The sequence below is a fragment of the Priestia sp. SIMBA_032 genome, assembly GCF_046535215.1.
Classification (GTDB): Bacteria; Bacillota; Bacilli; order Bacillales; family Bacillaceae_H; genus Priestia; species Priestia aryabhattai.
Genome location: NZ_JAWRXD010000018.1, coordinates 1 through 22,847 on the forward strand (window position 1 = coordinate 1; position 22,847 = coordinate 22,847).

A 22,847-nucleotide genomic window follows, 5' to 3' on the forward strand; every position below is an offset into this window, starting at 1 on the left:
TGTTATAATAGAAGTCCTTACGAGTTCTACATGGGGTGCTTTCCTGGCAGGGAAAGTGCCCTTTTATTTTGTTTTTTTACTTTACTTCTTTGAATCTTTAAAGAGTTCTTTTTCCAAAAGTTGAACAAGAAATTCTTTTTTGCTCATGCCTTCTTCAATACACCTCTTTGCGAATGCTTTGAACAATTCTTCGGGAATATCAGCATTTAAACGCTTAAATCCGGACGGTGTTTTAGTCATATAATCCCTCACACTCTTCAAATACAAGTCACTCAAATGAGTGACTTGTATTTAGTTTAAAGGATATAATTCCCAAAAACAATACTTATATTATATATATTTAAAAAAATGGTTTAAATGGTTTCTTGATAAGAATCATTTTGGACCTTTTGATATAAATTTTTCCGATATTATATAGTGCTAACGCATGTATATGCCTATAAGTTTAAATGCTACCATTTAAAAGAAAATTAATAAAAAGCAGAGTTCTCATGCTATTTACACATAAGAAATCTGCTTTTCTACATAAGAGGAGGCCTAATTTTAAGGAAATACAGCTCCAAGTACTAATAGGTATATAGTGAAAGTATGTATAGTAATCTTATCTTTCTTACCTTCTTTTATTTCAGAGATAACTTCATATACTATTACAAGAGCTAGTATAGATAATGCTATCTTTATGGTTAAATTAAAAGCATATACTAACCTCAATCCCTAATAAAGTATACTATGATAGTTAGAAGTACGGTTTATGTAAATCTCCTGTGTATAAAATTATAAACCTACAAATAAAAAATATTATTTGTAGGTTTACGTTTTAGACAATATTTAATTTTTTGTATAGTGATAACAAATATTGTTTACTCAAAAATGCAACTTTATTGGAGTTTTTAAATGAAATCAAATGAGTTTGTCCTGAAGCTTCAATACGATTAATTTGTTGAATATTAATTATAAAACTTCTATGGACCCTTGAAAACTTTGAACGATCTAACCTTTCTTCAATAGATTTTAAAGATTCATGAGTCTTTAAAACCTTTTGCTTACCTTCTTGGGTAGAATAGTGTAATACAGTGTACTTATTTTCAGATGTTATAAAAATAATCTTATTTTGTTCTATCAATTCTAGTCCATGTTTATGTTTTATATAAAGTGGAACTTGTAAAGTAGAATTTTCCTTAGATTTCCATCTAGACATCTTTTTTAGACAAGTGCACAAACGTTCTTCATTATAGGGCTTAGTTAAAAAATCAATTGCTTCAATATCAAAAGCTTCATTTGCATAATGGGCATGTGATGTTGTGAAAATTATACCTACTTCTGGATATAATATATGTACTTTTTTCGCTAATTCCATTCCATTTGTATCTGGCAAATCAATATCTAAAAATATAAATTCAGGCTTGTTGTCGTTTAATAAACTGAATAAATCCAATCCTAAAGAGGATTCTCCAAGAACATTAATATGATATTTATCCAAATAATTTCTTAGGATTTTACGACATGCACTATTATCTTCTATAATAATTACTTCAGACACTCTAGTCACCTACCTAATATGGGATAAAAATAGAAAATGTCGTCCCGTTTTCTATACTGCTTTCAATGTCCAAATGTCCATTGTAATCACGTAAAATTTTAGAAACAATGGATAAGCCTAAACCCTTATTTTTAAAACTATCTTTAGTACTAAATCCTTCTTTGCAAATTTTCCTCATTGTATCTTGGCTAATAAAAGAATTTTTGTTCCATACGCTAATTACTAGGTATGCATCCATGAAACAATCGATTTTTATATCAATTTTTTTTTCGGATTTATTACTACGCATTTCTTCTTCAATTGCATTATCAATAATATTTCCTAATACACGTACTAACTCAAAAGATTTTATTTTTAATGAAACTGGTAATTGTTGATTAATATTTAAATTGAATAGTATTTTTTTTGATTTAGCTATCTCGAATTTGGCATTTAAAAGAGCAGAAATGGGAAGATTATTAATCTTAATTAACTCTTGTGTGTAAATGATATCTGAACAAGTAAAATCTATATACTTAACTGCTTCATTATAGTTGCCGTTTATAATTAGTCTATGTAATACATGTATATGATTAAAATAATCATGCTTTTGACTTCTTATAGAGTAAAGTAGATCTTGGAAGCTTTTTGAGTATGCTTTTTCTGTAATTCTTAGATTTTCGTCTTCATATATTTTTAAAATTTTTAGCAATAATAAAAATATGAAAATAAGATAAAAAAGTGTGAATACTAGAGTAAACCATTTAAACATTTTATCCAAGGAAGGCATTAAACTGTAACTGAAAAAATTTAGAATGTTAATTATTATCAAAATTAAAGTGGAACTGAAAATGCAAAAAATATATTTGTTTTTCAAGAAAAAATCTAACTTTTTAGCTTTCTTATATGGTTTATAGTACTTATATAAAAGTAGAGATATTCCGCCTATTGTTAGGAACGTAAAAGCACTTATCCAAAGCTTTAGATCAAGACCTGACATTTTAAGATTTAAAATTTGTAGTAGAAAAAAGATTATGCTTTCTATCACGATTTGTAAGGTTGAACTAATTAAGGTTAAGCCTATACTAACGACTAATTTTATTCTTAATATATATTTTAACAATATAATTTGGATGATAATATTACATAATAATTTGAAATTTAGTAATAAATTAAAATTTGTTATTAAACTTGTCAATAAACCATAGATAACAGAAAAAAACAAAAGTTGTTTCCAATATTTTTTAGATTGAAGACCAAGAAGTTGTAATATGAAAATGAAAAAAAGTATATTTTCTATAATACTCAAAAATAATACAATCATAGTTTAATATTAAAAAGTTATAAATTTTTATTTCTAAGTTCTTTAGGAATTGTGGGTTCGTGAATTAAAAAAAAGCTCGCAGTTGTAACTTCTTTACAGGCTATAGTGTAAAAAATAAATGCAAAGAATTTGTGTATTTTTCTCATATTTTTTCTCCTTGTCCTTAGAAATTCCTTAAATTAAAATTCTTAATGTATAAGTAATAATTGATAGTATGATTTATACCTAGCTTAAACAAGGGGTTTAAGCAGATTAAAGAAATACAAAAACATTTTTATGAAGACTTGGACAATGTTAGTAATAGACATTGATAAAAAACGGTTAAAGAAATGCCAATAGAATAGCTTCTAGGAAGTACGTGTAAATAAAAATTACATACAGAGAGTGAAAATAAAAAGATTACTATAAGAATTGAAGTAATTTGAAAAAAAATCTTTTTGTTACTATTAGGTCTATTTTTATTAATTTGTGGACCTATAAACATTAAAATATTTAGCGAAAAAAAAGTACTAAACACTAAGATAAAGAATATATGTGTGTTTGAAATATAATCGCTTAAGAATATAGACAAAGATACTAAGCTAACAATAGAAAGAAGAGATGTTATATAGCAATATAAAAAACTTTTAAAATGGTAACCTCCAGAAAACAAACGCAAAATACAGAAACAAAATAAAATTACACATAATAAGAATAATTGGTTAAACATAATACCTAGCATTAATAAAGTTGCTACTTTGATCAAGCTGTTTAATACAACCTCTACTCCATAACAAATAATTGATTCTTCATAAGCATCTTGTGAATACTTATTTAAATACCTCCCCACTTTTAAAGAGAGAACTTTCATCTAAACATTTTACCTCCTTACTAAAGTACAAATTCATGGAAGAACCTAACACATACACATCAATTTACATAGTTCGTAAAAACTACGTATCTACATATATTAGTATTTAATACAAATTATAGTATATAGTTACAGTTATTTCTTTTCAACTTAGGAAATGTAAAAATAGGTTAACTTTTTGTGTATTTTCCCTTTTAATCAATAAATCTACAATATTTTCTGTTTTTTAGGCTTTATTTCGACTAATATCCCATTCATTCATCAATTAATTTAATTTATTCATCCACCTATAATGTTTGTTTGTCTAAATATCGTTTTCTTTTTTATACAATAATCTATTATTAAATGCAGGAACAGTATTTAATACCTCTTAGTTCAAGGAGGAAGGAAATGAGTAGGGAAATATGTGTTATTCAAAATGTACAATTAACAGAACTACATAACGAGGCCATTCTATTTAGTATTGATAGTGGAATATACTATAGTCTGGATGAAATTGGACTTGATATATGGAGTTTGATTTCTAACTCTAGAGATAGTATCCGTATAAAAGAAATAGAGGACTACTTATTAATTACGTACCAAATCTCTGAGCATGACAAAGAAACTATAAGTGCAGACGTTAATGATTTTATCTATTCTTTGGAGAGTAAAGGATTGGTAAAAATAACATGAGTTTCAAAAAATATTATTGGTACATAAAATCGTACTTATTAGTAAAAAAATTAGATACAAAAATGAAAAAAAATGGCTTTAAACTTATTTATGAAAACTATCTTTCAGAGGGTAGTATTCCCCCGCCAAAGTTAAGGGACTTAACTGAAAAAGATATGGAGTTTATTGAAATGATCCTTGAAGTAGTTGAGAAAAATTGTTTTAACTTTTTTGGAAATGCTAGGTGTCTTCACAGGTCTTTAGTTAGCTATCATATATTTAGAGAAAGAGGAATACCTATAGATTTAGTTATTGGTGTAATGAAAAAGCCTTTTACATCCCATGCCTGGCTTGAATTTAATAGCCAAGTAATAAACGATTTTCCTGAAACTATAAAAGATCTTAAAGTTCAATTTCATACTAGAAAAATACTCAAGGGGATATAATCAATGGGGTTAATTTGTGGCGTTTATAAAAGAAATTATGAAAATGTAACATTAGATTTTTTAAATAGAATGTTACAAAGTACAGAAGGTTCCATACTTGGAACGAAATATGTCATGACTCAACTGAATGTTGCAATGGCCGAAGTTAACCTTAGTGGCAATAAAGAAACAAATTCTTCAGCAAAAGTTACTTATATGGGTCCTTATTATATCGTTGCTGATTGTAGATTAGATAATAGGGAGTTTTTGATAGAAAATTTAAAAGTAGATAAAAGAGACGTATTAGATTCTATGCTTATAATACTTGCCTATAAAAAATGGGGCGAAAGGTGTTGTGATTATTTATTAGGAGATTTTTCATTTTTAATCTGGGATAAAGATAATAACACTCTCTTTGGGGCAAGAGATCCCTTAGGTATAAAACCTTTTTTCTATAAATTAACGGCCAGTGAATTTTCTTTTTCCACTAATATAAGGAATATTCAAAATACTAAAAATATAACGGATTGGAATGAAGATTATTTAATTGATTTTTTATATAGAAAAGGTATGCCAAATGATTATGAAACACCGTATCCAGGCATAAAGAGATTACCAAAAGGTTCTAGTATCACCGTATCGTCGAGGGATTTTCAGATAAAAAAGTATTGGAAACTAAATCCGAATAAAAAAATAACCTACATAAATAAGCAAGATTACACTGAACATTTTACAGAAGTATTTACAAGTGCAATATCATCTCGTTTGCGAGGAAATTCAACAGTTTCGGTAATGATGAGTGGAGGATTAGACTCTACATCAATTTATGCATTAGCTAAATCTGTTAATCAACCTAATCATGTTCTTCCTATTTCTTGTGTCTTTGACAAATATACTGAAGCTGATGAACGTCATTATATAATGCCTGTCTTAGAGAAATATAACGAAAAGAATTATGAATTTTTAGTAAGTGATGATTATTGGATATTAAAAGGATTTCCTAATTATGCTCCTGATATGGATGAGCCCTGTAGAAACTCTATGACGCATGCCATGGTATATAACTCCTATTTGAAAGCAAAAAAACATAACTCTAATGTAGTACTCACAGGTTATGCAGGTGATCAGGTCTTTGGTTTTAATCCTTATTATATCTCTGAATACTTACGTAAATTTCAAATTATCAAATTTTTATCCGAATCAAAGCAGCTGGCCAAAAGTAATAATGATCCTCTTTTGTGGGCTATAAGAGAGTACGGTTTAAAAACTTTTAAGAGAAAGCACGAAAAACCCACTGTCCTATTACCTAAATGCCATGAAATTGCACTACAAAGAGCTAGTGACCGTAATACTATCAAAGATCCAAGTTTAAGGGCACAGTATGACTACATTGACCAGGCACAAAATCTTAATTATACTCGTGTGATTTCTGAGAATTTAGGGATAGAAACACGTTATCCATTTTTGGATGTAAGACTTGTAGAATTTTTGTTCGCAATTCCTACTGATCAGAAGATAAAGGATGCACAAACAAAAGTTTTATTGAGGAGAGCAATGAAGGGAATTATTCCATCTGACGTATTAAATCAATATGGCAAAGCAACTACTAATATGTTGCTCTTTGAAGGGTTAAAAAGAGAGTGGAACAAAATATATCCAATGTTAAAACAATCTATACTTGCAGATATGAAAATTGTCGATGGGAAAAAATTCATAGAGCAGATTGATCGTTATAGACATGGAGAACTAACTCAGGGGATGGATTACATTTCTGCTCTTCAACTTGAACTATGGTTACAAGAACATTCTTGTTGAGGTGATTTAAAATCTTAAAATTAATAATTATTCTAATCACATTTTCTATTTTACTGATATTGACAGGTATTAGAGTTTCAAGAACAAATAAAGTTCTGAACAGCCAAGTTACCCCTATTAATCAAGTAGAAGACATTATCAATAAAAATATAAATTTAATTGCTGTAATTTTTGATGAATACACTTGCGTACAAACTATAAGGAAAATGAAGTTAATAACGAATGTATTAGAAAAAAGTAATTTTCCATATATACTTGTGAATGCTGTAGAAGGATTAGATCCTTTAACTGGACATTGTCCTACATGTGAGTTTACTAATAGATATGAAATTGATGTTACACCTTCGATTATATATTTAGAAAAAGGTGAAAAGACTTCAGAGCTAAAACAAGGGCCTGATGTATTATCTATTGAAGAGCTAAATAACTTCTTAACGAAAATAAAACTAAACACTAACTATGGCGTTTCCTGATTTAAAGGAAGGAATTGAAATGACTAATAATATTTTGATTAACATTTTAAGCTTATTAGCAGGTGCAGTTTATTTAAAAAGTAGTGGTGGGAAAATTAAAAACCCTTATGCATTTGGAAAAGTAGTAGAAAGTTATGATGTTCCTATTATTAATAGATTGACACTACCGATTTCTATTGTAATAGGGCCTTTAGAAATGGTATTAAGCTGTATGATTATCTTAAATATTTTTCGTGAATACGCGTTAATTATTGCGATGCTTCTGCAAATAATCTTTATCTTTCTCATGGTGTTAAGGTTTAACAAGATTTTGCCATTTGGCTGTGGTTGTTTCGGATTACACGCCCCTGATAAAGTAACTTGGTCAAAATTATCATTCAATATAGCCTATAGCTTATTATTACTAATAATTCTTTTAATGATACATGCTTAGCACCATGAAGGAGGTATAAAATCTTAATGGAATATATAGATCCCCCTAAATTTTCTTGGCGTATTTGGAAAAGAGTGCTTGAAATATCAGGAAACCGCTGGGGGCCAGTAACCTTAATCTCTTTAATAATTATAATTCAAGCAGTTTTGAGTCCTCTCACGCCTTTAATTATAGCTGAAATAATCGATAAAGGGTTCTCAGGAAAAAGTTCTCACAACATGAGTACAATGCTTGTTCTTGTGTTAGGGATTCAAATGATTCAAACAATTTTGCATTCATTACAAGATTATTTAATTGTATTTTTTACAAGTAATTTAACATTTAATCTTCGAAAGGATTTACATAATAAATTACTTAATCAAGATATTAGTTTCTTTACAAGCACAAAAATTGGTGAATTTATTAGTCGTTTAACAACTGAAGTAGATTCAATAGGTGATATCATCTTTAAACCAATTATTTACACGATACAAACTGTTTTATCTTTAATCACTACACTCGTTGCAATGTTTTTAATCAGTTGGCAACTGTCTCTCATAATGTTAGTAATTATACCTTTTTTGTTTATTCCAATGCCCTTGGTAGGGAAAATGGCTTATAAGTTTAGCAAGAAACTAGTTGAAAGTATAACTGATTTTAACTCTTATGTAACTGAAAATTTGAGTATTAATGGTATTATCTTATCTAAATTATTCGGTAGAAAAGCAATAGGTAAAACAGAATTTGAAAAATCAGCAAAAAACATAAGGAACTATACATTATCTCAAACAAAATTAGGAATTGCATTTGACAGTGTGTTTGATCTTGGGATTATGATTGCTCCACTCCTTGTCTACTGGTTCGGCAGACCAGGAGGTCCATTTGAAATAACAGCTGGGATTGCAGTAGCTTTTTCTGGATACATAAGTTCTTTATTTAACCCTATACAACAAATTGGTCAATTAGGTATGACAATAAAGGGTGGACAAATACATTTTGAAAGACTGTTTGAGTACTTAGACTTACAGAATGAAATGTGCTTGATGGATGGAACAAAAAAATTATCTAACGTGGAAGGAAAAATAGAATTTCATAATGTTTCTTTTCGATATGATGAGAATAACGAAATTATCAATAATTTTAATTTAGTAATTGACCCTAAAGAAAAAGTGGCCTTAGTAGGACATAGTGGGGCTGGTAAAACAACAATCGCCTATTTAATTGCTAAGTTATATCAATCAAATAATGGGGAAATATTGATTGATAATCATAATATTAACGACTTGGATTCAGATAATCATCACAATATTGTAGGGATGATTTCTCAAGAGGTCTATTTATTACATAGTACGATAAGAGAAAATATTTTACTTTCTAAACCTGATGCAAGTAAAGAAGAATTAATTAATGCAGCTAAAATGGCAAATATACATGACAAAATTATTTCTCTTCCTCAAGGGTACGACACCATAGTAGGTGAGCGAGGTTATAAATTATCTGGAGGAGAAAAGCAAAGAATAGCTATTGCAAGAACTTTTTTGCAAAATCCACCAATTATAATTTTGGATGAAGCTACTTCTGCTTTAGATACTCATTCCGAATATATGATCCAAAGTGCATTAGAAGATCTTGCAAGTAATAGAACTGTAATTATTATAGCTCATAGACTTTCTACTATAGAATCGTGTGATAAGATTGTAGTTCTTGAAAAAGGAAAGATTGTACAAATGGGGAGCCACAGGGAGCTAATCGCATCCCAAGGACTTTATTCGTCTCTATACCAAAAACAATATAAGCAGCAAGTATTTTCTTAAAAGAGGGAGATTAGAATTTAATGAAGATAGTTAAAATTTTATCAATATGCTTTTTTATATTATTTTTAACATTTGCTACTCTCTTTATACGAGAAAAGAATCTTGAAGTAAAAAGAGTAGATCAAATAATAGAACAAGCATCGAGTCAACATGCATCAAATACTGTTGAGCTAAGTGGTGATAACACTGCACTCAGTGAGCAAAAAATATTATTATATGAAATTGTATGTGTAGCCTCACTAATTACATCAATAGTATTATCTGCAGTGGCTTTTAGGAGAAAAACATGAAGAAAATTATATTAGTAACAAGTGTAATTTGCATATTTGGACTTTTATTTTATCACTTTGCTTTAAAGCCCGAGGTAAAAGTAGAGGCCAATAAAAAAATAGATATGTCACTTATTAGTTCAAAGAGTGGAACTGAAGTGGGGAAACCTAAAGCTCCTATTTCAATCTTTATTTATTCTGACTATGGTTGTGAAGCTTGTAAAGAATTGAATCAACAACTAGAAGATATACAATTTAAAGAAAAGTATTTAGACAAAGGTATAGTCAAGGTTATTTATAAAGATATACCGCCAAGTGAGCATAAGAATGCTGATTTAGCATCTATGGCAGCATTGGCTGCTAATAAACAAGGTGAATTTTGGGGAATGCATACATTATTATTTGAAAATTCTTCATGGGTAGAAGATAAAAATCAATTATTGTCTTATGCCAAAAAAATGAATTTAAATATGAAACAATTTAAGTCTGACCTAGAATCTTCGAATTTAAGAGAATCATTAGATCAAAATGTTGCAGAGTCTAAGAGATTAGGTGTTATAGGAACTCCTGTGATGATTATCGACAATAAAAAGATGTTAGGTACCCCTACGTCTTCTAAGGAACTAAAAAAAATCATTGATAACTCAATTAAAGAGTCTAATGCTGTAAATCATACAGCTTTAAATAAAAAATTAACTACTTATACTGGGAGGAATTATTATGAAAACATATACACGTCCATCAATTATTGAATTCGGTGATGCTTTAACTACAATCCAAGGTTGTGGAGGATGGGGAACCGAAGGTTTTACTTTTGATGACTCGGATTCTAAATATAAATACATTACTACTAGTGGAAGAAAGCTTTGTGTTTGTACAAGCCTGAGTGGTACATCTTGTAAACCAATCCTTAACTAAAAAACTTAATATTGCAAATGTAATTAAAAGACCAAAAACAGCATTAGACAATAACTAATTTTTTGGAGGAATTTATTATGAAAACATATACACGCCCGTCAATTATTGAATTTGGTGATGCTTTAACTACGATCCAAGGTTGTGGTGGAGTTGGTATCGAAGGTTGGAAACTTGATGATTCAGACAGAAAATACCGTCTTGTTTCCACATCAACTGGAAAACATTGTATTTGCACAACAATGAATGGATCAACATGCCAAGGTAATCCTCAATAATTTGAAAATATTACATGTATCACTAGAGTCGCACCTCCAGTGGTACATGTTTTAATTTGGGAGCGTAAATAATATGTTCAATAAAGTATTAAGCGTTGTTGGCCTTTTAATTTCTTCTTACTTATATTTTAGCCAAAATAATATTTCCTATTGTCCAACTGGAGGATGCGATATAGTTGCAAAAAGTTCGTATTCACATATAGGCATGGTACCAATTTCGTTAATAGGAATATTTGGCTATATAATCATTATAAACTACTTATTCTTTCTTAGGGAGAGTAAAAGTTATCTATACGTAGGTATAGTTATTACCGGTATAGCATTCGTATTTTCAATCTATTTAATTTATATTTCCATATTTAAAATTAATGCGATTTGTTTTTGGTGTACCCTCTCTTTTATTATTATATCCTTTTTATTTATCTCCTTAAACATCAAGTTAAGAAATTTTAATAATACAAGATTAAATCAAGCCAGCTAATTATAGCTGGCTTATATTATTACTCAGATAATTCCTTGAGGATATCTTTTTTCGATAAATACAATGCTGGAATTAAGGTCGCAATTAAACCCATTACAGGAGTAGTGATTAAACAAATTAATATCATCTTCCAAGGGAGAGTAATACTATTATTATCAAGTGATAGTAATAGTTGGTTTAATAGTACGGATCCAAAAAGAACTCCCAGGATTCCACCACCTAATGTGACCATGGCACCTTCTACTAATGTCAAACGAACTATATTTTTGGTCTTACTTCCTAAAGCGCGAATTGTAGCAAACTCTCGTGAACGTTCTTGAAGACTACTTGCCATACCGTTCATTAGACCTATCATAGCTAATAAACAAATTAACACAACACATGATAATAAAATTGCAACCCTTTGATTAAATTGATTATACAACGTCTCTAATTCAGTTTGACGGTTATATAATATAACTTTAGATGAAGGCTGACTTCCGATTAAAGTTTCAATCTTATTTTCTATATTACTTTGAGATTTTTTATCGAGTATTTTATAATAGACTTCATTTATACTATCTATATTAAAACGTTTTTTCATAAATTCAGGTGAAGTATAGATACCTATGTCAGGACCTTCTTGCATAGGATAATCTTTTATAATACCAACTACTTTTAGACTGAGTACTTGCTCTTTAGATTTTCCATCTTTATACTCAAGTTTATCTTCTTTAAAATTTAATTCAGTATCATGGATAACTTTAATGTGGTCCCCTAATTTATAGCCTAACACTTTAGAACCGTAATCTGTTATGACCACTCCACCTTGGTTTAATTCGTTTGTGTTTATACTTCCTTTAGTCACTTTTAAGGGTAAACTGCTCTTCATCTTATTAAAGTCTACACCTTGTAGACCTGTCATGACTTCGCTTTTTTTATTTACATCGTACAACATAAGCTTTGAATCCTTTTTAATATTAGATTCATCAAAGTTTTGAGTAAATACTGTAATATCTTTATAAACTGGGACTGATTTCACCCCAGGAATACTGTCTACTTGTTTATAAAAAGTTAACGGTAATCCAGGTTCATCATACTCTGAATTAGAGTCAATTACATGACTTAGAGGATACTTCGTTAATATTGATTTCTCTGTTGTATCTCTCACTGTAGTTAAAACACTTATTCCAACAATACTTATAATAACACCCAGCATGATTACACCAGCTATTTGTATACTTCTTCGTAATTGCCTAATTGTATTACGACTTGCTAATAAGCTATATTGTTTTAAAAAAGGTCTAATTATAAAAGACAATATTTTAACGGTACATTTTAACAAGAAAGAAATACCCAAGAATAAAGATAAAATTAATATGGCAGCTGAAAGTATATAGACCTTAGGGTCGTGGATTTTTATATAATTAAAAAAGCTTAGAGCAATAGATGAGAAAATTAAACAAATGCTAATAAAAGGTAAAACAATCTTTGTTTTATGTTCCGTGTCAATGGATTGTCTGTATGCTTGAATAGGAGATAATTTACTAGCTAAGGTAGCAGGAATTATACTTGCTACTATTGTTATAAGAATACCTAATAATACACTATACATAATGGAGGTCCATTCAATATAAATGTTTTCTATTGATATTCCACTCACTTTTGTTATTACACCCTTTAGAATAAAAGAAATTCCTATACCAAAAATGACACCTAGTATAGCAGATAAAGTTGCAATAATTACTGATTCAGAAATAACTAACCATGCTATTTGTGTCTTCTTTGCCCCTAATAACCTTAGAGTAGCTAATTCTTTTTTCTTTTCTTGAATTGACATTTGCAATGTACTAATTAATAAAAGGGCACTTCCAATTAATACAGCTATATTTAATCCTTGAACAACAGGCTTTAGTCCCCCTAATTGCTCACGCTCTTTATCCATTTTTATTTGTCTATCAATAAAGAATTTAGGATCAATCTCTTTCAACTGATTTATTACTTGTCCTTTTGCATGCCAGTCATTTAGTTTAATCATTAATGTTGTGACATGATTATTTTGAGAGGTAGCCTTAGCTAACCAGTCATATTGGAATAAAACAACTGAGTGAAGGTATTCACTTTTCTTCATAATTCCTGAAACACGTACGGTTTTCTCTTCATTTGGTGGAAATGGCAAAGTTAATGTAGAGCCAATTTTTAAATTTTTTGCCTTAGACCAGCTATATGGAATAACTACTTCAGATTTTCCAGGTAGATGACCTGAGGATAATTTTGTGAATTCATGCTCCTTTGATAAAGAATCATTTTTCAGTCCCACATACATTGGCTGAATTTCCATCTCTTTTTTATAAGGGTTATCTTTACCGATATATGGATAAAGAAACGGGCTAGTTTGTTGAACATTGTCAAATTTATTAATTTTGTCTATATCACTACTATCTAAAAATAAACTGGATTTTTGGTACCCTACTATTAAGTCATAATTGCCGTATTTGTCTTCAACTATGTCCTCATTTGATTTTTCTAAAGTACTCATTAGTATATTAGATGAAATAAGTAACATGAAGCCAATTGAAATACCTATAATTGACAATATTGTTCTGCTTTTTCTTGATTTAAGAAAATTTTTTGCTAGAGAAAAAATTAAACTCATAATAAAATACCTTCTACTTTTCCAGTTATACTAGAAACTTTATCTTTGGCAGATAAAGTTTTATTCTTTAATACTAATTCATCTTGGATTACCCCATCCTGTAAGAAAATCACTCTATGTGCGTACGATGCTACATTCGCATCGTGAGTAACCATGACTAAGGAGTGATTTAAATTATCACAAAAATGCCTCAATATATTTAAAATTTCTTTTCCTGTTTTAGAGTCTAAGCTACCAGTTGGTTCATCAGCTAATATAATTTTAGGTTCTGTTACTAATGCCCTCGCTATTGCAACACGTTGTTGCTGACCGCCAGACATTTGAGAAGGATATGAATCTTTTAATTGACTAATTCCTAAAAGTTTTAAAATTTCTTTTCCTTTTGTTTCTGCTTTTCTTTTTCCTGCAAGATCGATGGGTAAAGTAACATTTTCTAAAGCTGTAAGAACGGGTATTAAATTAAAAAATTGAAATATAAACCCTATATTATCCCTTCTTAAAGTTGTTAAAGCAGAATCATTTAAACCGTTAACCTTTTGACCACCCAAAATTACTTCACCCGTAGTAGGCTTATCTAAGCCAGACATCATATTTAATAAAGTAGATTTTCCAGACCCACTAGTCCCCATAATTGCTAGAAATTCGCCTTCCTCTACTCTCACACTTACATCTTTTAGTGCATAAAATTCGCTAGATCCTTCACCATATATTTTAGTAATGTTTTCTACATTTAATATTGTTTTCATATTCCATAACCTCCTTATAGGATTTATCATAGTAAAAAATTCTAAAAATATTATTCAATAAATATCAAAAAAGTATAAAAAATTAGCGAAAATAACAAATAAAAGGATTTTTTGCTATAATTAGGTATATCTTACTTAATGAGAGGGATTTATTGTGGATAAAAGAATTTTAATTGTAGATGATGAAGAAGACATTGCTGAGCTTCTAGAAGATTTTTTAAGTATTGAAGGTTATGAAATTTATAAGGCTACAAACGGAACAAGCGCCAAAAAAATTCTTTCCGAAGTAGATATTGATTTTATATTATTAGATATTATGATGCCAGAAGAATCGGGCTTTACTCTCTGTAAAAGCTTAAGGGAAATTTATAGCATTCCAATAATTTTTCTTAGTGCTCTACAAGATGATACAGATAAAATTAGAGGATTAAACATTGGGGCCGATGATTATATCGTAAAAGATGCCACCCCAGGGGAAATAGTGGCTAGGATTAAGGCAATTGAAAGAAGGCTAAATAATTTTGATACTCAATCGAAAAATAAAAAAAATAATATTATAAGATTTAAGAGTTTAGAATTAAATATAATGACGCGATCGTTACTTATAGAGAATGAAAAAGTTACTCTAACAGCGAAAGAATTTGACCTTATCAAGCTCTTTTTAACTTATCCTAATCAAGTTTTTACATATGACCAAATTATTGAAAAAATCTGGGGTTATAATCAAGGAGATTTTCATAGTGTGAGAGTATACATTGGTAAGTTAAGAGAAAAAATAGAGGAGAAAACAAATGATTTTAAGATATCTACAGTGTGGGGAGTAGGTTATAAAGCAGAAGGGGTTTCATGTGAATAATTTTCAGTTATCTATAAAGAAGTGGGCTTTAATCTTTTTAATTTTATTTTTAGTCATTCCTTTATTGATTACGAGATTAACAGTTCATCTGTATGAAGATTTTTACTCTCCTTATAAGAATGTGGAATTGGATAACTTAGATGTATGGATGAAACAATTTGTTTTAGATGATGTGAAAGAATGGAATAATTTATCCTGGCAGAGGTCAATTAATGAAAAAACTAATAAATTAGGTATTAAAATAAGGCTAATAGACCGGAAAAACCAGCAAATATTCTCTAACATTACCAATTCTAATAAATATGAATTAAATTCAGATATTCCAAAAACTAAATTAGGAATGTCCAGTTTCTTGGAGGAATATACGGTATATTCTAATGGCAAGCTCCTAGGCGTAGCTTATGTCCAAGATAATCGGACTTTTGAAATAAAACAAACCCCCAATAAATGGATATCATATATAATCAATGAATGGGGAGGAGCGTTCATATGGTTATTTATATTTTTATTAATTCTAATTATCAGTATAAGATTTATTAAAATGAAAATCCTTTTTCCTTTGAGGGAATTCGGAAAGGCTACTGATTCAGTAAGTAAGCAAAATTTTGATTTTAAAGTACCTTATACTCCGGTAAAAGAAATAAATGAGCTATCTGAAGCTATAATAATCATGCAAAAAACATTAAAAAATTCTCTGGATAAACAAAATGAAATGGAAAAGGAAAGAAAAATTTTCATATCTTCTATCATACATGATTTACGGACTCCTCTTTTTTCTATTCGAGGCTGCTTGGAAGGGATAAAGAAAGGAGTGGCTAGTACACCAGAAAAAATTAATAAGTATGTTGATATTAGTTATAATAAAGCTAATATTTTAAATGAACTCATAAATGATTTATACACTTTTACTACTGTCAATTATATTGAAACAACGCCTAAATTTAAGGAAATTAATATAATTAATATAGTCGATATTACTGTTAAAGGATTTTATCTATCAGCTGTAACCAAAGAGATAAGTTTACAATCTGATTATAATAATGAAAAAGTTATGATTATAAATGGAGATCAGTATCTTTTATCTAGAGCTTTAGAAAATATAATAGGAAATGCTATAAGATATACTCCTAACAAAGGAAAAGTATGTGTTACAGTGACAGCATTAAATGGAGAGTATTGCAAAATAATTATAAAAGATAACGGTATTGGCATCCTACCTAGTGAGATTCCTCATATATTTACGCCTTTATATCGTGGAGAGAAATCCAGAAATAGAAAAACAGGAGGATCTGGATTGGGGTTGTCTATAGCTAAACAAATTATAGATCAACATAGAGGAGTTATTAAAGTTTATAGTAATGATGGGGCAGGAACTACTTTCGAAATTGTCTTACCTATTGGGACTACATCTTAGCAATGTAGTCTTTTTATTTTACTAATAATTCATTTCTTTCTGAAACAGGATTTTGTTAATAAAATATAACCATAGCAAGAAATTAAAAATTTCTAAAGTGCTGAAATTTGCATCGAATGAGTAGTTATACGCAAAACAAAAGTTAATTTCGTCAGAGAGCGTTTCTCTGCACGTCAAAATCGTCAATTAACTAGGTTTTTATTTATAAATGAGTGTGATGAAAAAGCATCTTTCTAATTGGAAGGTGCTTTTTTCGTTTCATATAAAAATATAAAAAAGAGGAGAATTTTTATGAAGAACATTTTTATTAAATCAATGACCGTTCTTACCTTATTAATGGTCGCATTATGTGGAGTAAATCAGGGGAAAACAGAAGCAGCAAGCAAGCCAGCGAATCAGGATTTGATTATTATTAACAAGTATTACAATAAGCTTGCGTATTTTCACAATGGCTATATTGAAATCGTTGATCCAGTAGCAACGGGGAAAACATGGGATAAAACGCCTGTTGGCTTTTTTAAAGTCGTGAATAAGATTAAAAATCGTCCTTATTATACAGGACATATTCCTGGGGGCGATCCTCGTAATCCGTTAGGAAAACGTTGGTTAGGATTAAATGCGAATGGTACGTATGGTGATACATACGGCATTCACGGCAATAACAATGAAAGCAGCATTGGAAAATACGTGAGTCAAGGCTGCGTGAGAATGCACAATGCAGATATTGAAAAGCTTTATGATAAAGTTCAAGTAGGACACCGGTTGCCATTACTTATTCCTATAAGAGCTTTGTTGATCTTACAAGCGTATATGGATATAAATTCAAAGGCTATAAAATGAAAAACAATTAATTACTAAGCAGCATTCCGTATTTATTACGGGATGCTGCTTTTTCTTTGTCTTCTTTCCATATAGCCCTTATCATAGAAATAGATGAAAAATATGGTGAAGGAGGATATGATTATGCGAGCAAAAATCGAAAAGGCTAAACATGTGGTAATGATGGTTTTCTTAAACTCATCATTGTAAGGGCTTAATTAAATGGTGTCCATGAAACTATACTAACTCCAATATCAAATTGAGAACTTTATTAAGACACCAAAAGATAAAATCGATACAGGTATGAGTGTAAAAATTTTCATCTGACTGTTGAATTATTAAAAGTGAACACCATAAATTGTCTATCGTAATACTTTACTTTTTGAAACAAGTAATGATAGTTCTGCTAGCTAATTGAAGAGATTGTATCAAGGTTTATTATTATAATCTAAAAAGGAGTTAACAATGGACAAGTTATATTTCAGTGCAAGTGAAAGCTTATCAGAGGAGAGAAAGGCTTTTTTAAATGAAAACAGACAAATTTTATCTAGTGTATTAGAAGCTGTTGCTTTAAAAGAGAGAAAAGAAGGAAGAAAAATGCCTGATTCTTATAGGATTTTAAAAGCCGGTGTCATTAAAAGAATTAAAAACAGGAAAACTGCGAATAGCTTATCAATTAAAGAAACAAAACAAATGATAAATTTTCTTCAAGAACTTTTAGGAATTAATAAAGAAATAAGCTTGTCTAATAATCTATTAATTAACTATATGTATGAATTATCTCGTCAATGTTATGATACAGAATACGGTAGGGAAGCTTATTTAGAATTGTTTAATAAAAAAGTAAGACATGATACTCAAGACGATGAGGTTTCAAATAAATCACCTAAAAAACTAATAAGTGCAGGGGTAAGGTATTCTAGAAACCGCATGTTATCTATTGAGGTAACTAAACGTGCAAATTACTTATGTGAATTCAATGCTAAACATTTACATTTTATTTCATCAACTACTCAAAAAAATTATGTGGAAGCACACCACTTAATCCCATTAGCTTTTCAAAAGTATTTTCACAATAGTCTAGATGTTATCGAAAATATGGTTTCTCTATGTGTAGTCTGCCATAAGAAAATTCATCATGCTTCCAACTTGAAAGAAAAAGAAGAAATACTTAGTAAGCTATATGATGAAAGAGTAGAGGGATTAAAAAAACGAGGCATTTTTATCGATTATAAAAATTTTCTTAGCTACTACAAAAATGATTTACTTGAAGATGATTAGTTAAATAAATGATATATAAATTTATTTATCTCTATTTATAAAGTCTACCATGGGTATGAGAGGAGAAAGACAGTTTATGAAAGATTTTCTACTGAATGGTTGGGATGATTTTAAAGTTAATTTTTCTTTCATTGCCATAATATTAGCAGGGTTGGGTTTAATAATAAGGTCAGCAATGAAATCAGGCATAAAATTTATATATGATACAAAACTAGAGGAAGTAAAAAAAGATTTTAATAGTCAAATAGAAGATTTGAAGCATAATCAGCAAAAATTAATGTTCAGTTTTGAATCGTATAATTCAAAAAGGAGAGAAATGTACCCTGAGTTTTATGCATTAATGCAAGATGTTATAGGATATACATTTCATCTCAGGGGAATAAGAACGATGCCTGATATAAGAAGACTTACAGTGGAAGAGTTAGGTCAATACCTTGAAACACTAGAGATAAGCCATAAGGAAATGGAAATGATAAAATTATTACATTCAAGCAACATAGAGGAAGCGGTTAGAAAAACTGCTGAAATTAGGCATAGGTATGATTATCATCTAGCGAAAGAAAAACTAATTGACGCAAATAATTATTTTCTTTATAAAGAATTATTCTTTTCGGAAACGGTTGCTGAAAAATGTGTAGAATTACTGGATGATTTATTCGAGTACATAAATAATCATGACCCTATGTACTTAGGTAATGCTGAAATTTTTGAGGCCAATGAGTCTTTAGCAGAGAAGATACCAAATAAAGTTATTTCCTTGAAAAAGATAATGAGGGAAGAGTTTGTAGTAGAAGAATAATTAAATTATTGACTACCTACTTTATTAATCACTAGGATGGTGCTATATTTTCATTCTTTAATATTTCTACAGTACTTTACATCAAAAAAGACTAAACTTTATATAGCGTTTTTTGTAAATTCAGAAGCTTTATTTAAAGACTACCCAATCAATATATTGCTTAATACCACGTATGGGCATGTGCGTGTTTTTTAAACAAATGACGGTTTCAAGGAGCGAAATCTGGTCTTCTGAATATAATCTTCTACCAGCTTCATCTCGCTCAATTAGTGGTAGGAGTCCTTTTTTTCATAATAACATAACGTTGATTCTAGAATATTGAATTTGACTGAAACTTCGCTAATTGAACAATATTTCATCTGGAGACCTCCAAATTTTATCTTTTACTGTCGACAGGAATATGATATGACCTAAACCGTGGTTTAAGTCAACAAAAAAACAAAAAAATATTTTAATCTGTACCATTTAAATATCTAAATATATCCCAAAAACATCATGTGATGAAATGAGAATAAAGAAGAAGGTACTCAACGTAAAAGAGAAACAGCAGCAAGAAATCGAGATGTAAAAGGCAGCTCAGATCCTCAAGTTATTAGGAGATAAAACACGGCTATCAATGATGAAATTTTTACAAACAAATGAATGTTGTGTATGTGAACTAGTTGAAATTTATAAGGCCAGTCAACCTGCCATTAGTCAGCATTTACGTAAGTTAAAAGATATCGGGCTAGTAAAAGAGAAGAGAAAAGGTTAATGGATTTTCTATTCGAGTAATCAAACACACGAACATTATGATTTTCTAGTAAGTATACTCGATTCGTTACCCACTCAAGATGATCGTTTAATTGAATTAGAAAAACAAGGATTACGCATTAGTTGTTGTTAGTAATTGGGGGTATCAGTAGTTTTAGCATCATTAATGTTTTTAGTGACATTAGTTTTTGTAATTCGGCAACCTAAGACATACAATCTGGCCCATTTATAGAGATCAGTTGATGCTATAAAAGATGAGAAAACATGCCGGTTATCAGGCATTGTTTTAATCGTTTTGGTTCTTGTTTAACTATTGTCCATAATAATAAGCGACCCTATATACCGTAAACAAAGTTACTAAGGTCGCTTATACTATATTCTGATTTATTATTTTTTCGTCTTTTTCTTTATAATAAAATATCTGTAATCTCATTAATCTTCTGGCAGAATTTCGCTATCATTATTAATTTCATCGAACAAATAAGTAAGGTAAGAATCTAGTTCAAATTGATTATCTTCAATAAAATCATATAGCATAGAATTATTTTCTTCTCTCATTTCTAGTCACTCCAATTTAAGTTTTTTCAATTTTTATACATGATGACCATGATTCTTGTTTTGACTCATTTTTCTTAAAAGAAAGCTTACAATTAATACTAAAATGATTGATCCAATAATTGCTGGGATAATTGCAAAACCACCAATGACTGGCCCCCAACTTCCTAAGATAAGGCCGCCTAACCAAGAACCAATAAAGCCTGCGATAATATTACCAAGAATACCTCCAGGAACGTCGCGTCCTGTAATTAAACCGGCAAGCCACCCAATAATTCCACCTACAATTAGCATCCATAGAATCTCCATTAATACTTCCCTCCTTTTAAATTGTTTAATTGACTTTACCCCTTACTAAAACTCATTAACCTTGTTATTTTTTTCCTGATTAAAGCTTTTCTCTTATATAAAAGGACACCTTCTCATTTCTCGACTGTTTTATGAAAAAGATAAGCGATTAGGACAGCTATCAGCATATAAAAGCCAAGAATAACTTGCATCACCACCTACCCCTTACCTACCGCAGTAAGGGTCTTTTTTATTTTTGAGTAGACAGGCAAACTTACTCTAATAGCTACATGATATCTAAAGAATTCCGACGCCATTACCTAATTGGTATCTATTCCGGTAGCGTAACCAGTAACATTGCGTAATTGAAGCTACTCTAAAAGAGTAGCTTTTTTAGAAAGATTTTAGGTTTTTAAATCCATATAACAGGTTAATATTTACTTATAAAGAAATTGAAGGGTGTAGAAATGGAGGGAAGTAAATTGCCTAACAAAGAATATCCATATTATTTTATAAAGTTAGGTAGGTTATATTATGTAAATGAATCATGTAGAAACGTAAAGAGGAAAGAAATTTCTAGTTACGAATTTACAAACAATGAATTGTTTGCATTCCCCTTTGATACACTATCCATTGCGAAACAGACCGCAGATGAATGCGGTGGTTATATTGTAGTTAGAAACGATACGTTTGAAGATTATATCAGACAAGGAGAACGTTGGAGTGAATATATAGGTTATAAAGAGAAAAATATATGGAAACTCTATAACGTTAAGTAAATAGTAAAATATTTTAATTATAATACCTTTAGTATTTACATAGAATGTAGAAAAAGTCCACATTTGTCGTCATCTAAAGTAAATGATAAAACTTTACTTTTTATAATAGAGTTTATTCATTTACTTCTATTTGTAAAATATATTTATATTTTATTTTTAATAAACATTACATTATTAAAGGTTTATTAAAGTTAGATTATTATAAAATTAACTTTTGATTATGATATATTTAACAACTTCTTGAAAGGAAAGTGGAAGATAGATTAGTAGATGATAAGAAGTAGAAATTGTAATTTTTTTAATGAGAGTGAATATTTAGAAGAAATACCAATAGGCGACTCATTCCTTCTGTTTAGAAAGATAAAGTCACCTACACAATTTTCCCATTCATTATTAGTTATCCTTTCAGTTTTTCATATTTATCAATTTATTGATTTACATGTTCCTGTTCTAACTGATTTACTACATCCTCCTGACATTCATTGATAAATAGATAAGTAAGGTATGAATGTAAGTCAAATCGTTCTTCATTAATGAATGTAGAGAAAACCTGTTTATATTGGCTCAATAGTTTGACCTCCTTTATGCGAGTTCCTATTTTTCATTATCGCCCAACTAGCAATCTCTTATACATACAAATCAATAAAGTATTTTGTATGATAAGCTATTTTTATCTTATACTGGCCCCGCCTA

The 22,847-nt window shown here is 29.6% G+C and carries 28 protein-coding genes and 1 pseudogene; 18 read left to right on the forward strand and 11 right to left on the reverse strand.

The features are described from left to right. Positions 1-81 precede the first annotated feature (81 nt). The 5 genes from SB717_RS27350 to SB717_RS27370 form a co-directional block, all read right to left on the reverse strand. Positions 82-240 (reverse strand): hypothetical protein, encoded by a 159-nt coding sequence (locus SB717_RS27350; RefSeq protein ID WP_410905684.1) that lies wholly within the window; start codon positions 238-240, stop codon positions 82-84. A 577-nt stretch (positions 241-817) separates the two neighbouring features. Continuing rightward, entirely contained in the window at positions 818-1,540 is a 723-nt protein-coding gene (locus SB717_RS27355) for a LytR/AlgR family response regulator transcription factor (RefSeq protein ID WP_161595656.1), read from the reverse strand. 13 nt (positions 1,541-1,553) lie between these two features. Next, complete coding sequence (locus SB717_RS27360; RefSeq protein WP_410905686.1) at positions 1,554-2,291, reverse strand: sensor histidine kinase; 738 nt, start codon at positions 2,289-2,291, stop codon at positions 1,554-1,556. Between the two features lie 569 nt (positions 2,292-2,860). Further along, the gene (locus SB717_RS27365; protein ID WP_410905688.1) at positions 2,861-2,989 is read right to left on the reverse strand and encodes a cyclic lactone autoinducer peptide; all 129 of its coding nucleotides are present in this window, start codon (positions 2,987-2,989) and stop codon (positions 2,861-2,863) included. Positions 2,990-3,117: 128 nt separating this feature from the next. Next, a complete protein-coding gene (locus SB717_RS27370; RefSeq protein ID WP_410905690.1) occupies positions 3,118-3,693 on the reverse strand; it encodes an accessory gene regulator ArgB-like protein in 576 nt (191 codons plus the stop codon). Positions 3,694-4,083: 390 nt separating this feature from the next. Between SB717_RS27370 and SB717_RS27375 the strand changes: the two genes are divergently transcribed. From SB717_RS27375 to SB717_RS27425, 11 genes are all read left to right on the forward strand, one after another. Continuing rightward, positions 4,084-4,368, forward strand: coding sequence for a PqqD family protein (locus SB717_RS27375; RefSeq protein ID WP_410905692.1), 285 nt, complete (start codon positions 4,084-4,086; stop codon positions 4,366-4,368). After that, positions 4,365-4,793, forward strand: a complete 429-nt coding sequence (locus SB717_RS27380; protein ID WP_146273904.1) for a lasso peptide biosynthesis B2 protein — start codon at positions 4,365-4,367, stop codon at positions 4,791-4,793. The genes SB717_RS27375 and SB717_RS27380 overlap by 4 nt, the downstream gene beginning before the upstream one ends. A gap of 3 nt (positions 4,794-4,796) precedes the next feature. After that, positions 4,797-6,587 carry an asparagine synthase-related protein gene (locus tag SB717_RS27385; RefSeq protein WP_410905695.1) on the forward strand — a complete coding sequence of 597 codons (1,791 nt, stop codon included), beginning with the start codon at positions 4,797-4,799 and terminating at the stop codon, positions 6,585-6,587. Positions 6,588-6,646: 59 nt separating this feature from the next. After that, positions 6,647-7,060 (forward strand): hypothetical protein, encoded by a 414-nt coding sequence (locus tag SB717_RS27390; protein WP_410905696.1) that lies wholly within the window; start codon positions 6,647-6,649, stop codon positions 7,058-7,060. Positions 7,061-7,079: 19 nt separating this feature from the next. Next, positions 7,080-7,493: a MauE/DoxX family redox-associated membrane protein gene (locus SB717_RS27395; RefSeq protein WP_410905698.1), complete on the forward strand. Its 414-nt coding sequence runs from the start codon at positions 7,080-7,082 to the stop codon at positions 7,491-7,493. A 26-nt stretch (positions 7,494-7,519) separates the two neighbouring features. Continuing rightward, entirely contained in the window at positions 7,520-9,286 is a 1,767-nt protein-coding gene (locus SB717_RS27400; protein ID WP_410905700.1) for an ABC transporter ATP-binding protein, read from the forward strand. A gap of 20 nt (positions 9,287-9,306) precedes the next feature. Then, entirely contained in the window at positions 9,307-9,576 is a 270-nt protein-coding gene (locus SB717_RS27405) for a hypothetical protein (protein ID WP_410905702.1), read from the forward strand. Then, a complete protein-coding gene (locus tag SB717_RS27410) occupies positions 9,573-10,307 on the forward strand; it encodes a DsbA family protein (RefSeq protein WP_410905704.1) in 735 nt (244 codons plus the stop codon). Before SB717_RS27405 ends, SB717_RS27410 begins: the two co-directional genes overlap by 4 nt. After that, on the forward strand, positions 10,276-10,473 hold the full coding sequence (locus SB717_RS27415; RefSeq protein WP_410905706.1) for a hypothetical protein: 198 nt from the start codon (positions 10,276-10,278) through the stop codon (positions 10,471-10,473). Before SB717_RS27410 ends, SB717_RS27415 begins: the two co-directional genes overlap by 32 nt. Before the next feature lie 77 nt (positions 10,474-10,550). Next, positions 10,551-10,748: a hypothetical protein gene (locus tag SB717_RS27420; RefSeq protein ID WP_410905708.1), complete on the forward strand. Its 198-nt coding sequence runs from the start codon at positions 10,551-10,553 to the stop codon at positions 10,746-10,748. A gap of 73 nt (positions 10,749-10,821) precedes the next feature. Next, on the forward strand, positions 10,822-11,229 hold the full coding sequence (locus tag SB717_RS27425; protein WP_410905710.1) for a vitamin K epoxide reductase family protein: 408 nt from the start codon (positions 10,822-10,824) through the stop codon (positions 11,227-11,229). Positions 11,230-11,248: 19 nt separating this feature from the next. Here SB717_RS27425 and SB717_RS27430 read toward each other — a convergent pair whose 3' ends face one another. After that, positions 11,249-13,864, reverse strand: a complete 2,616-nt coding sequence (locus SB717_RS27430) for an ABC transporter permease (protein WP_410905712.1) — start codon at positions 13,862-13,864, stop codon at positions 11,249-11,251. Continuing rightward, the gene (locus SB717_RS27435) at positions 13,861-14,610 is read right to left on the reverse strand and encodes an ABC transporter ATP-binding protein (protein ID WP_410905714.1); all 750 of its coding nucleotides are present in this window, start codon (positions 14,608-14,610) and stop codon (positions 13,861-13,863) included. Before SB717_RS27435 ends, SB717_RS27430 begins: the two co-directional genes overlap by 4 nt. A 154-nt stretch (positions 14,611-14,764) precedes the next feature. On the opposite strand from SB717_RS27435, the gene SB717_RS27440 reads away from it, so the two are divergent. The 5 genes from SB717_RS27440 to SB717_RS27460 all read left to right on the forward strand — a co-directional run bounded on the left by SB717_RS27440 (position 14,765) and on the right by SB717_RS27460 (position 19,779). Beyond that, positions 14,765-15,466: a response regulator transcription factor gene (locus SB717_RS27440; RefSeq protein WP_410905716.1), complete on the forward strand. Its 702-nt coding sequence runs from the start codon at positions 14,765-14,767 to the stop codon at positions 15,464-15,466. After that, a complete protein-coding gene (locus tag SB717_RS27445) occupies positions 15,459-16,880 on the forward strand; it encodes a sensor histidine kinase (protein WP_410905718.1) in 1,422 nt (473 codons plus the stop codon). Before SB717_RS27440 ends, SB717_RS27445 begins: the two co-directional genes overlap by 8 nt. Before the next feature lie 291 nt (positions 16,881-17,171). Further along, a complete protein-coding gene (locus SB717_RS27450) occupies positions 17,172-17,720 on the forward strand; it encodes a L,D-transpeptidase (RefSeq protein ID WP_410905720.1) in 549 nt (182 codons plus the stop codon). Positions 17,721-18,164: 444 nt separating this feature from the next. Next, the gene (locus SB717_RS27455; protein WP_410905722.1) at positions 18,165-18,980 is read left to right on the forward strand and encodes an HNH endonuclease; all 816 of its coding nucleotides are present in this window, start codon (positions 18,165-18,167) and stop codon (positions 18,978-18,980) included. 76 nt (positions 18,981-19,056) lie between these two features. After that, entirely contained in the window at positions 19,057-19,779 is a 723-nt protein-coding gene (locus SB717_RS27460) for a hypothetical protein (RefSeq protein WP_410905724.1), read from the forward strand. A 129-nt stretch (positions 19,780-19,908) separates the two neighbouring features. Here the strand turns inward: SB717_RS27460 and SB717_RS27465 are convergent, their stop codons facing one another. Further along, positions 19,909-20,046, reverse strand: a complete 138-nt coding sequence (locus tag SB717_RS27465; protein WP_410905794.1) for a MerR family transcriptional regulator — start codon at positions 20,044-20,046, stop codon at positions 19,909-19,911. Positions 20,047-20,359: 313 nt separating this feature from the next. On the opposite strand from SB717_RS27465, the pseudogene SB717_RS27470 reads away from it, so the two are divergent. Continuing rightward, a pseudogene (locus tag SB717_RS27470) lies at positions 20,360-20,665 on the forward strand (ArsR/SmtB family transcription factor). Between the two features lie 299 nt (positions 20,666-20,964). On the opposite strand, the gene SB717_RS27475 reads toward SB717_RS27470, so the two are convergent. Together SB717_RS27475 and SB717_RS27480 are read right to left on the reverse strand one after the other, a co-directional pair. Beyond that, complete coding sequence (locus tag SB717_RS27475) at positions 20,965-21,090, reverse strand: hypothetical protein (RefSeq protein ID WP_263033319.1); 126 nt, start codon at positions 21,088-21,090, stop codon at positions 20,965-20,967. Between the two features lie 33 nt (positions 21,091-21,123). Next, positions 21,124-21,396: a GlsB/YeaQ/YmgE family stress response membrane protein gene (locus tag SB717_RS27480; protein ID WP_410905726.1), complete on the reverse strand. Its 273-nt coding sequence runs from the start codon at positions 21,394-21,396 to the stop codon at positions 21,124-21,126. Between the two features lie 446 nt (positions 21,397-21,842). Between SB717_RS27480 and SB717_RS27485 the strand changes: the two genes are divergently transcribed. Beyond that, positions 21,843-22,154, forward strand: a complete 312-nt coding sequence (locus SB717_RS27485; protein ID WP_410905728.1) for a hypothetical protein — start codon at positions 21,843-21,845, stop codon at positions 22,152-22,154. Positions 22,155-22,581: 427 nt separating this feature from the next. Here the strand turns inward: SB717_RS27485 and SB717_RS27490 are convergent, their stop codons facing one another. Then, on the reverse strand, positions 22,582-22,722 hold the full coding sequence (locus SB717_RS27490) for a hypothetical protein (RefSeq protein WP_410905730.1): 141 nt from the start codon (positions 22,720-22,722) through the stop codon (positions 22,582-22,584). Positions 22,723-22,847 lie beyond the last annotated feature (125 nt).

Bases quoted from the DNA above. Each gene is read 5' to 3' on its own strand.
- SB717_RS27350 (WP_410905684.1), bottom strand. From the start codon at position 240: ATGACTAAAACACCGTCCGGATTTAAGCGTTTAAATGCTGATATTCCC.
- SB717_RS27360 (WP_410905686.1), bottom strand. From the start codon at position 2,291: ATGTTTAAATGGTTTACTCTAGTATTCACACTTTTTTATCTTATTTTC.
- SB717_RS27365 (WP_410905688.1), bottom strand. From the start codon at position 2,989: ATGAGAAAAATACACAAATTCTTTGCATTTATTTTTTACACTATAGCC.
- SB717_RS27370 (WP_410905690.1), bottom strand. From the start codon at position 3,693: ATGAAAGTTCTCTCTTTAAAAGTGGGGAGGTATTTAAATAAGTATTCA.
- SB717_RS27375 (WP_410905692.1), top strand. From the start codon at position 4,084: ATGAGTAGGGAAATATGTGTTATTCAAAATGTACAATTAACAGAACTA.
- SB717_RS27380 (WP_146273904.1), top strand. From the start codon at position 4,365: ATGAGTTTCAAAAAATATTATTGGTACATAAAATCGTACTTATTAGTA.
- SB717_RS27385 (WP_410905695.1), top strand. From the start codon at position 4,797: ATGGGGTTAATTTGTGGCGTTTATAAAAGAAATTATGAAAATGTAACA.
- SB717_RS27395 (WP_410905698.1), top strand. From the start codon at position 7,080: ATGACTAATAATATTTTGATTAACATTTTAAGCTTATTAGCAGGTGCA.
- SB717_RS27400 (WP_410905700.1), top strand. From the start codon at position 7,520: ATGGAATATATAGATCCCCCTAAATTTTCTTGGCGTATTTGGAAAAGA.
- SB717_RS27405 (WP_410905702.1), top strand. From the start codon at position 9,307: ATGAAGATAGTTAAAATTTTATCAATATGCTTTTTTATATTATTTTTA.
- SB717_RS27410 (WP_410905704.1), top strand. From the start codon at position 9,573: ATGAAGAAAATTATATTAGTAACAAGTGTAATTTGCATATTTGGACTT.
- SB717_RS27415 (WP_410905706.1), top strand. From the start codon at position 10,276: ATGAAAACATATACACGTCCATCAATTATTGAATTCGGTGATGCTTTA.
- SB717_RS27420 (WP_410905708.1), top strand. From the start codon at position 10,551: ATGAAAACATATACACGCCCGTCAATTATTGAATTTGGTGATGCTTTA.
- SB717_RS27425 (WP_410905710.1), top strand. From the start codon at position 10,822: ATGTTCAATAAAGTATTAAGCGTTGTTGGCCTTTTAATTTCTTCTTAC.
- SB717_RS27430 (WP_410905712.1), bottom strand. From the start codon at position 13,864: ATGAGTTTAATTTTTTCTCTAGCAAAAAATTTTCTTAAATCAAGAAAA.
- SB717_RS27435 (WP_410905714.1), bottom strand. From the start codon at position 14,610: ATGAAAACAATATTAAATGTAGAAAACATTACTAAAATATATGGTGAA.
- SB717_RS27450 (WP_410905720.1), top strand. From the start codon at position 17,172: ATGAAGAACATTTTTATTAAATCAATGACCGTTCTTACCTTATTAATG.
- SB717_RS27455 (WP_410905722.1), top strand. From the start codon at position 18,165: ATGGACAAGTTATATTTCAGTGCAAGTGAAAGCTTATCAGAGGAGAGA.
- SB717_RS27460 (WP_410905724.1), top strand. From the start codon at position 19,057: ATGAAAGATTTTCTACTGAATGGTTGGGATGATTTTAAAGTTAATTTT.
- SB717_RS27475 (WP_263033319.1), bottom strand. From the start codon at position 21,090: ATGAGAGAAGAAAATAATTCTATGCTATATGATTTTATTGAAGATAAT.
- SB717_RS27480 (WP_410905726.1), bottom strand. From the start codon at position 21,396: ATGGAGATTCTATGGATGCTAATTGTAGGTGGAATTATTGGGTGGCTT.
- SB717_RS27485 (WP_410905728.1), top strand. From the start codon at position 21,843: ATGGAGGGAAGTAAATTGCCTAACAAAGAATATCCATATTATTTTATA.